8 protein-coding genes are annotated in these 13,777 nt (G+C 64.6%); 4 read left to right on the forward strand and 4 right to left on the reverse strand.

All coding sequences use genetic code 11. The annotated features are described in order from the left end of the window. The first annotated feature begins 42 nt into the window (after nt 1-42). On the forward strand, nt 43-1,041 hold the full coding sequence (nagZ, locus tag TZ03_RS15325) for a beta-N-acetylhexosaminidase (RefSeq protein ID WP_177328474.1): 999 nt from the start codon (nt 43-45) through the stop codon (nt 1,039-1,041). Between the two features lie 196 nt (nt 1,042-1,237). Here the strand turns inward: nagZ and TZ03_RS15330 are convergent, their stop codons facing one another. Genes TZ03_RS15330 through mfd form a run of 3 tightly spaced genes read right to left on the reverse strand, consistent with a single transcriptional unit; the run spans nt 1,238 to nt 8,598 of the window. Then, a complete protein-coding gene (locus TZ03_RS15330) occupies nt 1,238-4,564 on the reverse strand; it encodes a DEAD/DEAH box helicase (protein ID WP_082056634.1) in 3,327 nt (1,108 codons plus the stop codon). A 1-nt stretch (nt 4,565) separates the two neighbouring features. Then, a complete protein-coding gene (locus TZ03_RS15335) occupies nt 4,566-5,138 on the reverse strand; it encodes a CsiV family protein (protein ID WP_051098850.1) in 573 nt (190 codons plus the stop codon). Between the two features lie 10 nt (nt 5,139-5,148). Next, nucleotides 5,149-8,598 (reverse strand): transcription-repair coupling factor, encoded by a 3,450-nt coding sequence (gene mfd, locus TZ03_RS15340; RefSeq protein WP_051098851.1) that lies wholly within the window; start codon nt 8,596-8,598, stop codon nt 5,149-5,151. Between the two features lie 167 nt (nt 8,599-8,765). Between mfd and TZ03_RS15345 the strand changes: the two genes are divergently transcribed. The 3 genes from TZ03_RS15345 to sthA all read left to right on the forward strand — a co-directional run bounded on the left by TZ03_RS15345 (nt 8,766) and on the right by sthA (nt 13,005). Further along, on the forward strand, nt 8,766-10,229 hold the full coding sequence (locus TZ03_RS15345) for a glyceraldehyde-3-phosphate dehydrogenase (RefSeq protein ID WP_051098852.1): 1,464 nt from the start codon (nt 8,766-8,768) through the stop codon (nt 10,227-10,229). 179 nt (nt 10,230-10,408) lie between these two features. Beyond that, complete coding sequence (locus TZ03_RS15350; RefSeq protein ID WP_051098853.1) at nt 10,409-11,407, forward strand: FAD:protein FMN transferase; 999 nt, start codon at nt 10,409-10,411, stop codon at nt 11,405-11,407. Nucleotides 11,408-11,610: 203 nt separating this feature from the next. Further along, a complete protein-coding gene (gene sthA, locus TZ03_RS15355) occupies nt 11,611-13,005 on the forward strand; it encodes a Si-specific NAD(P)(+) transhydrogenase (protein WP_051098854.1) in 1,395 nt (464 codons plus the stop codon). A 48-nt stretch (nt 13,006-13,053) separates the two neighbouring features. On the opposite strand, the gene TZ03_RS15360 is transcribed toward sthA, so the two are convergent. Beyond that, nucleotides 13,054-13,770, reverse strand: coding sequence for a glycerophosphodiester phosphodiesterase (locus TZ03_RS15360; protein ID WP_051098855.1), 717 nt, complete (start codon nt 13,768-13,770; stop codon nt 13,054-13,056). Between the last annotated feature and the right edge of the window lie 7 nt (nt 13,771-13,777).

Genomic DNA, 13,777 nt, shown 5'->3' on the forward strand with positions numbered 1-13,777 from the left:
TTCTGTTCAGTCTTCAATGAAGGATTACCCATGACCGTCAGCCTGCAAGGCTCCCTGATGGTGGATATCGCCGGTAAATGGCTGACCGCCGAAGACCGTCACCTGCTGCGCCAGCCCGAAGTGGCTGGCCTGATCATCTTTGCCCGCAACATCGACAGCCCGCGCCAGGTGCGTGAGCTGTGCGCCTCCATCCGCGCGATTCGTCCCGACCTGATCCTGGCGGTGGACCAGGAAGGCGGCCGCGTGCAGCGCCTGCGCCAGGGCTTCGTGCGCCTGCCGGCCATGCGTGCGCTGGCCGATAACGACAACGCCGAATACCTGGCCGAGCAGTGCGGCTGGCTGATGGCGACCGAGGTGCTGGCGGTTGGCCTGGACCTCAGCTTTGCCCCGGTGCTCGACCTGGACCATCAGCGCAGCGCCGTGGTCGGCAGCCGCGCCTTCGAGGGTGACCCGCTGCGTGCCACGCAACTGGCCGGGGCGTTCATCCGCGGTATGAACGCGGCGGGCATGGCCGCGTGCGGCAAGCACTTCCCGGGGCATGGCTGGGCCGAGGCCGACTCGCATGTGGCCATCCCTACCGATGAGCGTAGCCTCGAGCAGCTGCGCCAGGCCGACCTGGTGCCGTTCAGCCGCCTGAGCGGGCAGCTGGCGGCGGTGATGCCGGCGCATGTCATCTACCCGCAGGTTGACAAGCAGCCGGCCGGCTTTTCGCGGCGTTGGCTGCAGGACATCCTGCGCGGTGAGCTGGGCTTCGACGGGGTGATCTTCAGCGATGACCTGTCGATGGCCGGTGCGCATGTGGTTGGCGATGCGGCCAGTCGTATCGAAGCGGCGTTGAGTGCCGGCTGTGACATGGGGCTGGTATGCAATGACCGGGCGGCGGCAGAGCTGGCGCTGACTGCGGCGCAGCGGATGAAGGTCAAGCCGTCGCCGCGGATTGCGCGTATGCGCGGGCAAGGGTTCGCGCGGACTGATTATCGTCAGCAGCCGCGGTGGCTGGAGGCGTTGGCGGCGTTGAAGGAAGCCCAACTGGTCGATTGACCTTGCTGGCCTCTTCGCGGGTAAACCCGCTCCCACAGGTGCGGCGCTGATTTGGGGATTGATGTAGGTCTGTGCTGGCCTCTTCGCGGGCTTGCCCGCTCCCACAAGTACTGCACAGGCCTCGCCAGCGGTGCGATCCCTGTGGGAGCGGGCAAGCCCGCGAAGAGGCCAGTACAGGCAGCAGAATACTCAGGCTTTAACGCCCACGCTTCCCTGGCAGCGGCGCAAACAGTGCCTCGATTTCCTCATCCCCAAGCCGCCACTGCCCGGCCTGCCCACCATCCAGCAGGCTTGCCGCCAGCGCCGCCTTCTCCTGCTGCAACAGCTGGATCTTCTCTTCCACCGTACCCCGGGTGATCAGCTTGAACACGAACACTGGCTTGTCCTGGCCAATGCGGTAGGCGCGGTCGGTGGCCTGGTTTTCGCTGGCCGGGTTCCACCAGGGGTCGAAATGGATCACCGTGTCCGCGGCCGTCAGGTTCAAACCCACGCCACCTGCCTTGAGGCTGATCAGGAACACTTCGCTGTCACCCTGCTGGAACTGCTGCACCGGCGTACGCCGGTCGCGGGTGTCGCCGGTCAGCAGGCTGTAGCGGATCTTGCGCTTTTCCAGTTCCTGCTCGATCAATGCCAGCATCGAGGTGAACTGTGAGAATAGCAGCACCCGGCGCCCTTCGCTAAGCAGCTCTTCAAGCATTTCCAGCAGCGCGCCGAGCTTGCCTTTGTCAGCCTGGTTGCCTTTGCTTTCCACGCCTTTGACCAGGCGCAGGTCGCAGCACACCTGGCGCAGCTTGAGCAGGGCGTCGAGGATCACGATCTGGCTGCGCGCAGCACCGTTACGGGCGATTTCGTCGCGGACTTTCTGGTCCATGGCCACCCGCACGGCCTCGTAGGTGTCGCGCTGGGCGTCGCTGAGCTCCACCCAGTGCACCATCTCGGTCTTGGCCGGCAGTTCGGTGGCCACTTGCTCCTTGGTGCGACGCAGCAGGAACGGGCGGATGCGGGTGACCAGGTGGGCCAGGCGCTCGCTGTCGCCGTGGCGCTCGATCGGTGTGCGGTAGTCCTGGTTGAAGCGTTTCAGGTCACCCAGCCAGCCGGGCATGAGGAAATGGAAGAGCGACCACAGCTCGCCCAGGTTGTTTTCCATCGGTGTGCCGGTCAGACACAGGCGCTGGGTAGCTTGTAGCTCGCAGACGGCGAGGGCGGCCTTGCTGGTGCTGCTCTTGATGTTCTGCGCCTCGTCCAGAACCAGCACGTGCCAGGCCTGGGCGCGCAGGTGTTCAAGGTCGCGCGGTATCAAGGCATAGGTGGTCAGGACCAGGTCGTATTCATGCAGCTTGGCAAAATGTTTGCTGCGCCCCGGCCCGTGCAGGGCCAGCACGCGCAGGTTGGGGGCAAAGCGCTGGGCTTCGTCCAGCCAGTTGGGTATCAGGCTGGTAGGCATCACCGCCAGAGCAGGTGTGCCGAGGCGCCCGGACTCTTTCTCCAGCAGCAGGTGGGCCAAGGCCTGCAGGGTCTTGCCCAGGCCCATGTCGTCGCCTAGGATGCCGCCGGTGCCCATCTCGCGCAGCGCTTGCAGCCAGTTCAGGCCCTGTTGCTGGTAGGGGCGCAAGCTGGCCTGCAGCCCGCTTGGCGGCGCCACTTGCAGGTCGCGGGCATCGCGCAGGCGGCGGCCCAGGTCGCGCACATGCTCGCCACCCTCCCAGTGCAGGGGCAGGCCTTCGATTTCGTTCAGGCGTGCGGCATCGGCACGGTCCAGGCGCAGGGACGGGCCAGCGGTGGGTTCGTGCAGGTACAGCTCGCCCAGGGTACCCATTACCGCCTTGATCCGGCCGTAGGGCAGGGCGACGCGCAACGCCGGGGCGTCCAGGCGGCCGCGGTTGAGGTCGATCAGCAGGTGCTCGTCGTCACTGCGCCGGGCCAGTTCGCTGGGGCGCAGCAGTTCCGGGTTGCTGCGCAGCAGTTGCAGTACGATCGGCAGCAGGCTGTGGCGCTGGCCATCGACCACGATACCCAGCTCCAGATCGAACCATTCATGGCCTGGGGCTTCTTCGATGGTCGCGTACCAGTCGTCCACGTCCTGCAGGTTGAAGGCGAAGTCGCGGTGGATGTCGATGTCCCAGCCGGCCTCGCGCAGGCGCGGCAGGCCTTCGCGGGCAAAGCGCAGCCAGGCTTCGTCGTCGGGCAACTGGTACATTTCGCCGGCGCTGTCGGGTAAAGCCTTGCTCTGCCGGGTGGCGGGCTTGAAGCCGAAGTCGCGCAGCACCTTGCGCAACGCTTGCTCTGCTTGCGGCTGGCGACGGATGCGCTGGCTTGTGTTGCCAATCAGGCGGGTCAGTGGCTTGTCGTCGCTGCCACTGGCGCGCAGGCCATCGTAGTCGAATGCCAGTGCGGCGCGGTGTTGCATTTGCCGTTGCATGCGCCCGGTCTTGGGCATGTAGGCGCTGAATTCGAGGCTGCCGAGGGTCAGTCGCCCTCTTGGTGCGATGTCTTCGACTTGCTCGGTGCTCACGGCGGTGGGGGTGGGAACGTGGCGGTTCAAGGCGTTCAATCGATGACTCAAGGGGATGACCAAGTGCTCGGGAACAACAGGCGCGCGCGCGAGCTGGCTGGCAATGAAGGGGTCGAGGCCATGGCGCAGCTTGCCAGTCTGATGCGAATGCCTGTCGACATAGTGCATGGGTTCGATGGGCAGCACCTGCAGCAGCTGGTGGCCATCGTGGTACCAGGCGCCGCGGTAGCTGCCATTGTCCAGCCTGACCCAGCGAAATTCGGCGTCCAGTTCCGGCCCAGGAGATAACGGCTCAGCGTCGTCCTCGAACAGCAGGCGACCCGTGGCCAGGGCGTAGCTGTAGAGCTCCGCGCCCTGCTTGCCTTCCAGTTGCGCTACCGGAGTGAGCGTCTGGCTGCGGGCGTCGATCAGGCGCAGCAAGCGTGCATCATCTTCCGTAACGTAGCGGGGGGTGTAGTAGATCATCTCGGGCATCGAGGTGATGCGGCCGATCTTCAGGGTGCCATCTGCTTGCCGGGTGCCCTTGATCGGTTCGAGCCGGCAGTGTTCCCGCTCCATGTGAATGCGGTAGTAGATCGCCGGGCCTTTGCGCGCGGGCTCGCGCGGGGCTGTAGGCTGGGAGGGCGATTCGAGGGCCTCGACCCACAGGTTGAGGTCTGGTGGCAACGACAGGGCGGCTTGCTCGGCAGGGGTTGCGGTGTCTGGGCCATCGCTGCCGTCCTGTAGTTGCAGCAGTGCTGCAATGCAATGCTTGCAGTTGAGCGCGACTGGGCAGGTGCAGCGCCCAAACACGTGCAGGTCACCATGATTGATGACCAACTTGATAGTCTGCTGGTAGGTCTGGCCGGCCGAACCTTTGCAGATTGCCTCGACCTTGGGGCCTTGCTGCGAAAGGATGCGCGAGCGCTCTTGCTCTGCATAATTGCGGCCTCGTGCCAGCGCGCCGGCCTCGATAAAGTCGACCCAGCCCGGATAGGCCCTCAGCAGCTGCTGCGCATCGCCATCGCTCACATCACTGCTCCATCATCTCCGGGTCCATCACCGGCATCTTTGGCGTACCCGGCGGCGTCACCTTCAGCAGCAGCGCCAGGTGGCCACCGTCAAGGAAGGTCAGCTGGCCACCCTTGACGTTGCTGTTGCTCTGCTTGAACTGCTCGCTTTGCAAGACACTGCCGTTGCCGTCCAGCTGGTTGACCCAGAAGTTGGCCTCGACGGCGATGAAGCGCCCTTCGGCGATGCTCAGGTTGCCTTCAATGGGGAAGTGGCCGAATTGCTCGGCGCCTTCGCCCAGGGCGATACGGCTGGGTTCGCTGCCGACCTGCTGCTGCCAGGCCTTGTGCAGCAACACGGTGTAGTCGGCGGTGGCCTCCAGGCGGGTGGCTTCGTCTTCCAACGCCAAGCGGCGCTCGGCGTCTTTTTCCAGGCGCGGGGCGCCAGCGCTCCAGTCTTCGGGGGCGAACGGGCTGGTGAAGGCGGGCACGCTGTTCTGCCGCACCAGGATCATTTCTACCTGATACAGGCCTTCGGCGAAGGCAGCTGGCGCGAACAGCGCAAGCAACAGGGTCAGGCAACGGATGGCACGCATGGGTCTTCTCTTAGGCAGGCTGTGGGGTCAGGCGCTCGAACAGCGCCTCCAGGGTATTGAAGCGTTCGTCAGGGCGTTCCATCGGGACCAGGAAGCGGAACTGGGTGGCGCCTTCGAACTTGTAGCGTTTGGGCTGGCCCTGGATCAGTTTGATCAGGGTCAGCGGGTCGACCGGGGTTTCGGCCTCGAATTCGAGCTTGCCGCCATTGGGGCCGGCGTCGACTTTCTTGATGCCGAGCTTTTCCGCATGCAGCTTGAGCGAGGTCAGGCGCATCAGGTTCTTGGTCGGCTCCGGCAGCAGGCCGAAGCGGTCGATCATCTCGACCTGCAGGTCCTTGAGGCCTTCTTCGTCGGCGGCCGAGGCGATGCGCTTGTACAGGATCAGCCGCGCATGCACGTCGGGCAGGTAGTCCTCGGGGATCAGCGCCGGCAGGCGCAGGTTGATCTCCGGGCCGCCGCCCAGTGGCTGCTCCAGGTTGGGTTGGGTGCCCTTGCGGATCGCCTTGACCGCGCGTTCGAGCATTTCCATGTACAGGGTGAAGCCCACGGCCTGGATCTGCCCGCTCTGGCCTTCGCCCAGCAGCTCGCCGGCGCCGCGGATTTCCAGGTCGTTGGTGGCCAGCACGAAGCCCGCGCCGAGGTCCTGGGTGTTGGCGATCGCCTCCAGGCGTTTCTCGGCGTCGGCGCTGACCTTCTGCCGGGTTGGCGTCAGCAGGTAGGCGTAGGCCTGGTGGTGGCTGCGGCCGACCCGGCCGCGCAGCTGGTGCAACTGGGCCAGGCCGAACTTGTCGGCGCGCTCGATGACGATGGTGTTGGCGCTGGGCACGTCGATGCCGGTTTCGATGATGGTCGAGGCCACCAGCACGTTGAAGCGCTTGTGGTAGAAGTCGCTCATCACCTGTTCCAGTTCGCGCTCGCGCATCTGCCCGTGGCCGATGCCGATGCGTGCCTCGGGAACCAGTTCGGCGAGGTCGGCGGCGCATTTCTCGATGGTTTTCACATCGTTGTGCAAGTAGTACACCTGGCCGCCGCGCAGCAGCTCGCGCAGCAGTGCTTCCTTGACCGTGCTCTTGTTCTGTTCCATGACGAAGGTGCGTACCGACAGGCGGCGCGCCGGTGGCGTGGCGATGATCGACAGGTCGCGCATGCCCGCCACTGCCATGTTCAGCGTGCGCGGAATCGGCGTGGCGGTCAGGGTGAGGATGTCGACCTCGCTGCGCAGGGCCTTGAGCTGTTCTTTCTGGCGTACGCCAAAGCGGTGCTCTTCGTCGATGATGGCCAGGCCCAGGTCCTTGAAGCGCACATCGTCCTGCAGCAGCTTGTGGGTGCCGATGAGGATGTCGATCTTGCCTTCGGCAAGGTCTGCGGCAGCGGCGGCCACTTCCTTGGCCGACTTGAAGCGGCTCATCACTTCCACGCTCACCGGCCAGTCGGCGAAGCGGTCGCGGAAGCTGTTGTAGTGCTGTTGGGCGAGCAGGGTGGTGGGCACCAGCACGGCCACCTGGCGGCCACTGTGCACGGCGATGAACGCGGCGCGCATGGCCACTTCGGTCTTGCCGAAGCCAACGTCGCCGCACACCAGGCGGTCCATCGGCTTGGGCGCCAGCATGTCGGTGCGCACGGCCTCGATGGCGGCTTGCTGGTCGGGGGTTTCCTCGAACGGGAAGCCGGCGCTGAAGGTGGCGTAGTCGGCGGACGGGTCGGCAAAGGCATAGCCCTTGCGCGCGGCGCGGCGGGCATAGATGTCGAGCAGCTCGGCGGCCACGTCGCGCACCTGCTCGGCGGCCTTGCGCTTGGCCTTCTGCCAGGTCTCCGAACCCAGCCGGTGCAAGGGGGCGAGGGCATCGTCGCTACCGGTGTAGCGGGCGATCAGGTGCAGGTTGGCCACCGGCACGTACAGCTTGGCACCTTCGGCGTATTCCAGGGTGAGGAATTCGGCGGCCTGGCCCTCGATTTCCAGGGTGGCCAGGCCCAGGTAGCGGCCTACGCCATGGTCGATGTGCACCACCGGCGCGCCTTCGCGCAGCTCGGTCAGGTTCTTGATCACCGCGTCGTTGGCGGTTTCGCCGCGTTTGTCACGGCGCCGGCGCTGCATGACCCGCTGGCCGAACAGCGGGCTTTCGGCGACCAAGGCAATGGCCGGGTCATCCAGCAGCAGGCCTTCGTCCAGCGGGGCGATGGTGATCGCCAGGCGCTCGCTACCGGTAATGAAGTCGGCCCAGCCGTCGGCGGTGTGCGGGCGCAGTTTCAGCCGTTCGAGCAGTTCCAGCAGCACTTCGCGACGGCCCGCCGATTCGGCGGTGAACAGCACGCGGCCGGGGAACTGGTCGAGGAAGTTGGCCAGCTCGGCCAATGGCTGGTTGGCCTTGGCTTCGATCGCCAGGTTGGGCAAGGCGCGTGCCGGGAAGCGCTCGCGGCCAGCGCCAGGGTCGAGGTCTTCGCTGCTGACCACCACTCGCGGCCATTGCTTGAGCCGGGCGAAGCAGTCTTCCACCGGCAGGAACAGCTCGGCTGGCGGCAGCAGCGGCCGGCTCAGGTCGCCGCGGCGGTCCTCGTAGCGGCCGCGCACGTCGTTCCAGAAGTGTTCGGCGGCTTGCTCCACGCCGGGCAGCGAGAACACCTGGGTATCGGCCGGCAGGTAGTCGAACAGTGTGGAGGTTTCTTCGAAGAACAGCGGCAGGTAGTACTCGATGCCGGCAGGGATGATGCCACTGGCCAGGTCCTGGAAGATCGCGCTGCGGCGGAAGTCGACGTCGAAGCGCTCGCGAAAGCGCGCCTTGAAGCGGGTCACTTCCTCTTTCTGCATCGGGAATTCGCGCGCCGGCAGCAGGCGCACCGAGTCGACCTTGTCGATCGAGCGCTGGGTCTCGGGGTCGAAGGTGCGCAGCGTCTCGATTTCGTCATCGAACAGGTCGATGCGGTAGGGCAGCTTGCTGCCCATCGGGAACAGGTCGATCAACGCCCCGCGCACGGCGAACTCGCCATGCTCGTAGACGGTATCGACGCAGCGATAGCCGGTGGCCTCCAGGCGCGTGCGCATCTGCTCCACGTCGATGGTCTGGCCCACGTCCAGCACCAGGCTGCTGCCCAGCAGGAAGCGCGTAGGCGCCAAGCGGTGCAGGGCGGTGGTGACCGGCACCACGAGGATGCCGTGGCTCAACTCCGGCAGCCGGTAGAGGCTGGCGATGCGCTGGGAAATGATGTCCTGGTGCGGCGAGAACAGGTCGTAGGGCAAGGTTTCCCAGTCGGGGAACGGTAGCACCGGCAGCTCCGGAGCGAAGAAGCGCAGCTCCTGTTCCAGACGGTCGGCGGCCTGGCTATCGGCCGTCAGCAGCAGGGTGAAGCGGCCAGCGCTGCTGGCGGCCTCGGCGATGGCCAGGCTGAGGGCGGCACCGGGCAGGTTGCCCCAGGTTTGTTTGCCGGCCGTGGCCGACATGTGCGGTAGGCGCAGAACTGACACGGGAGATTGCACTCCAAGCGTTGCGGCAAAGAGACCGATTGTACCGGTGCCGGTGCCGGCTGTCAGGCTCGAAAGGGCATGAACGCTGGCTTGCGTGGCCGCGACAGGCGCTCATTGCCCGTTACGCGTTGGGGCGTCATAATGTAGCCCCTTTTTTCTGTCCCTACATGTGGAAGGTTCCCGTGACTCAGAAGCCCGACCAGTGTCTTGGTGAGTGGATCGATCGTGAAGCCCTGGCTGAAGCGATGATCCCGCTTATCGGTCAGCTCTACCGCAACAACAATGTGGTGAGCTCGATTTATGGCCGCAGCCTGATCAACCGTTCGGTTATCTCTATCCTCAAGGCGCACCGCTTTGCGCGTCATCGTCAGGCCGACGAAACCGAACTGTCCGTCCACGAGACATTCCCCCTGCTCAAGGCCATGAGCGAGCTGAAACTGGGCGCCGCTTCGGTCGACCTGGGCAAGCTGGCCAACAAGTTCAAGCAGGAAGGCAATGGCCGCACTGCCGAGCAGTTCGTCCGTGAAGAGCTGGCCGAGGTGGTTGGCCAGCAGAACGCTTCGGCGCGCAAAGGTACCGACGTCGTTCTGTACGGCTTCGGCCGCATTGGCCGCCTGCTGGCGCGCATCCTGATCGAGAAGACCGGTGGTGGTGATGGCCTGCGCCTGCGCGCCATCGTCGTGCGCAAAGGCGCCGAGAACGACCTGGTCAAGCGTGCCAGCCTGCTGCGCCGTGACTCGGTGCACGGCCCGTTCGACGGCACCATCGTCATCGATGAAGCCAACAACACCATCACCGCCAACGGCAACCTGATTCAGGTTATCTACGCCAAGAGCCCGAGCGAAGTCGACTACACCCAGTACGGCATCAACGATGCGCTGATCGTCGACAACACCGGTGTCTGGCGTGACGCCGACGGCCTCGGCCAGCACCTGGCCTGCCCGGGCGCTGCCCGCGTGATCCTCACCGCACCTGGCAAGGGCGCGCTGAAAAACATCGTGCACGGCATCAACCACGCTGACATCGCCGCCGATGACAAGATCATCTCGGCCGCTTCCTGCACCACCAACGCCATCGTGCCGGTGCTCAAGGCCATCAACGACCAGTACGGCATCGTCAATGGCCACGTCGAAACCGTTCACTCGTTCACCAACGACCAGAACCTGATCGACAACTTCCACAAGGGCAGCCGCCGTGGCCGTGCCGCGCCGCTGAACATGGTCATCACCGAAACCGGCGCCGCCACCGCTGCCGCCAAGGCACTGCCAGTGCTGAAAGGCAAGCTGACCGGCAACGCCATTCGCGTGCCGACGCCAAACGTGTCGATGGCCATCCTGAACCTGAACCTGGAAAAGGCCACCAACCGCGACGAGATCAACGAGTACCTGCGCCAGACCGCCATGCACTCGGAACTGCACAAGCAGATCGACTACGTCAGCTCGCAGGAAGTGGTTTCGACCGACTTCGTTGGTTCGCGCCACGCCGGTGTGGTCGATGCCGAAGCCACCATCTGCAACGACAACCGCGTTGTCCTGTACGTTTGGTACGACAACGAATTCGGTTACAGCTGCCAGGTGGTTCGCGTGATGGAAGAGATGGCTGGTGTGAACCCGCCAGCGTTTCCACGCTGATTCGCTTGTAAGGCAATGAAAAAACGGGAACCTTCGGGTTCCCGTTTTTTTATCCAGAATTTGTGTTGCCAGTGCTGGCCCTTTCGCGGGTGAACCCGCTCCCACAGGGGCCAGCGACAATCCTGTAGGAGCGGGTTCACCCGCGAAGAGGCCGGCACTGGCAATCGAGAAATCAAACCTTGCGCATAGCCCTGCTTTTCATCCTCCTGCTACTCACAGCCTGCAACCAGGGCCCCACCCTGGAGCGCCTGGGCGGCCCGACCATGGGCAGCAGCTACAGCATCCAGTATGTGCGCGAGCCCGGTGGCCCGGCACCGGCCCAGGTGCAGGGGGCGGTTGAGGGCATCCTGCACGACATCGACCAGCACTACTCGACCTACCGCGGCGACTCCACCGTCAGCCAGTTCAACCAGTTGCCCGCCAACCAGTGCCTGGCTCTGCCGGCCGACATGCTCGAACTGGTCAACTTCGGCCAGCACCTGGCCGAGCAAAGCGACGGCGCCTTCGACCTCACCGTCGAGCCGTTGCTCGACCTGTGGGGCTTTGGCCCCCAGGCGCGTCACGAACAGGTGCCCGGCCCGCAGGCCCTGGCCCAGGTGCGTCAGCGCGTGGGCTACCGGCATTTGCACGCCGACGGCCAGGCCTTGTGCAAGGATGCCCCGGTGCAGCTCGACTTCAACAGCATTGCCGCCGGCCATGCCGTCGACCTGATTGCCGCACGCCTGCGCGCCATGGGCGTGGCCAGTTTTGTCGCCGAAGCTACCGGCGAGCTCAAGGCGGTCGGCCGCAAGCCTGATGGCAGCCCTTGGCGTATCGCCCTGGAGCTGCCCCGCGAAGACCGCCAGATCGCCCGTCAGATCATCCCGGTCAATGGCCTTGCAGTATCGACCTCGGGTGACTATCGGCACTATTTCGAGGAGAATGGCCGGCGCTATTCGCACACCTTCGATGCCCGCCTGGGGCGCCCGGTGCAGCACGACCTGGCTGCGGTCACGGTGCTCGACGCCTCGGCGCTGCAGGCCGACGGCTATTCGACGCTGCTGTTGATCCTGGGCCCTGAACGCGGCTGGGATTTTGCCGTGGCGCATGACCTGGCTGCTGTATTGGTGACTCGGGCCGAGGGTGGCTTCGTCTCCCGAGCTACGCCCGCGTTCGAACGGGCGGTGAAAGGCGAGTGAAAGCGCAAGCAGGGAAGATGGCCGCCAGGGAATGGTTCACCATATGTAGTGCGGGCAAAATTGGCCTACGACGCGACCAAGGGTTAATGTGCGCGGCGTTCACGCTTGATTAGACTGCACCCGAATTTTCTCATGACGCCCCGGCGGCATGATCGCGCCCCGCGAGCGACCGTGGCTTGCGGGCCAGTTCTGAAGGAGTACGCATGGCTGTCTACAACTACGACGTAGTGGTGCTGGGTTCCGGCCCGGCCGGGGAAGGTGCGGCAATGAACGCCGCCAAAGCAGGGCGCAAGGTGGCGATGGTCGACAGCCGTCGCCAGGTCGGGGGCAACTGCACCCACCTGGGTACCATCCCGTCCAAGGCACTGCGTCACTCGGTGCGGCAGATCATGCAGTTCAACACCAACCCGATGTTCCGCGCCATCGGCGAGCCGCGCTGGTTCTCGTTCCCCGATGTGCTGAAAAGCGCCGAGAAGGTCATCGCCAAGCAAGTTGCATCGCGCACCGGCTACTACGCCCGTAACCGCGTCGACCTGTTCTTCGGCACCGGCAGCTTCGCCGACGAGCAAACCGTCGAAGTGGTGTGCCCGAACGGTGTGGTCGAGAAGCTCAATGCCAAGCACATCATCATCGCCACCGGTTCGCGCCCGTACCGCCCGGCCGACATCGACTTCCACCACCCGCGCGTCTACGACAGCGATACCATCCTCAGCCTCAGCCACACCCCGCGCAAGCTGATCGTGTACGGTGCCGGCGTGATCGGTTGCGAATACGCATCGATCTTCAGTGGCCTGGGCGTGCTGGTAGAGCTGGTGGACAACCGTGGCCAGCTGCTGAGCTTCCTGGATTCGGAAATTTCCCAGGCGCTGAGCTACCACTTCAGCAACAACAACATCACCGTGCGTCACAACGAAGAGTATGAGCGCGTCGAGGGCCTGGACAACGGTGTGATCCTGCACCTGAAGTCAGGCAAGAAGATCAAGGCCGACGCTTTGCTGTGGTGCAACGGGCGTACCGGCAACACCGACAAGCTGGGCCTGGAAAACATCGGCATCAAGGTCAACAGCCGTGGCCAGATCGAGGTCGACGAAGCCTACCGCACCAGCGTGCCGAACATCTACGGCGCCGGTGACGTGATCGGTTGGCCGAGCCTGGCCAGTGCCGCCCATGACCAGGGCCGCTCCGCCGCCGGCAGCATCGTCGACAATGGCAGCTGGCGTTTCGTCAACGACGTGCCTACCGGCATCTACACCATTCCGGAGATCAGCTCGATCGGCAAGAACGAGCAGGAGCTGACCCAGGCCAAGGTGCCGTACGAAGTGGGAAAGGCCTTCTTCAAGGGCATGGCCCGTGCGCAGATCGCCGGCGAGCCCCAGGGCATGCTGAAAATCCTGTTCCACCGCGAGACGCTGGAAGTGCTGGGTGTGCACTGCTTCGGTTATCAGGCTTCGGAGATCGTCCATATCGGCCAGGCTGTGATGAACCAGCCGGGCGAGCAGAACAACCTGAAATACTTCGTCAACACCACGTTCAACTACCCGACCATGGCCGAAGCCTACCGGGTAGCTGCCTACGACGGCCTGAACCGGCTTTTTTGAGCGGCTCCGACCGGTGGCCTGAGCCGGTCGGAGAGACCGATTTCAACCCTACCCGAGGGTGGTCTTGGCCAAACCGGGAAAGTCTGTAATCAGGCTGTCCACGCCAAAATCAGCGAGCCGGCGCATCAGTGCCGGTTCGTTGACCGTCCATACCGACACGTGCAAACCCTGGCCCTGCGCTTTCAGCAGGCGCTCGGGTGTGCACAGTGTCCAGTTCAATGCCAGCAGTTCGCAGCCATAGTTCTGCGCCACTTTCAGTGGGTCGAGCCAGGCATATTCGGCCACCAGCCCGCGTTTCACGTCTGGCACCAGTTCCTGGGCGGCGCCCAGCACTTCGCGTGAGCTGGAGGTGATGGTCACCTTGTCCAGCAGGCCGTACTGCTGGGCCAGTTCGCGGATCGCCAGCACGGTGCTGGCCGCACGGGTGCGCGAGGCGCTTTTCACTTCCAGTTGCCAATGCTCGAACGGGCATTTTGCGAACAGTTCTTCCAGTTTCGGGATGGGGCAGGGCTGCACGTGGCCCGGGCCGCCTTTGCGGGCATCGATCTTGACCAGTTCGGCGGCCGAGTGCTCGACCACCTTGCCGCGTTTGCCAGTGGTGCGTTTGAGCGTGGGGTCGTGGATCACCATCAGCTCGTTGTCGGCCGACAGGTGCAGGTCCAGCTCGCAGCGGGTGACGCCGTGGGCCAGGCACTGCTGGAAGCTGGTCAGGGTGTTTTCGGGTGCTTCGCCCTTGGCGCCGCGATGGCCGTAGATCAGGGTCACGTTCGTT

Source organism: Pseudomonas sp. 10-1B (genome assembly GCF_000935045.1).
Lineage (GTDB): Bacteria > Pseudomonadota > Gammaproteobacteria > Pseudomonadales > Pseudomonadaceae > Aquipseudomonas.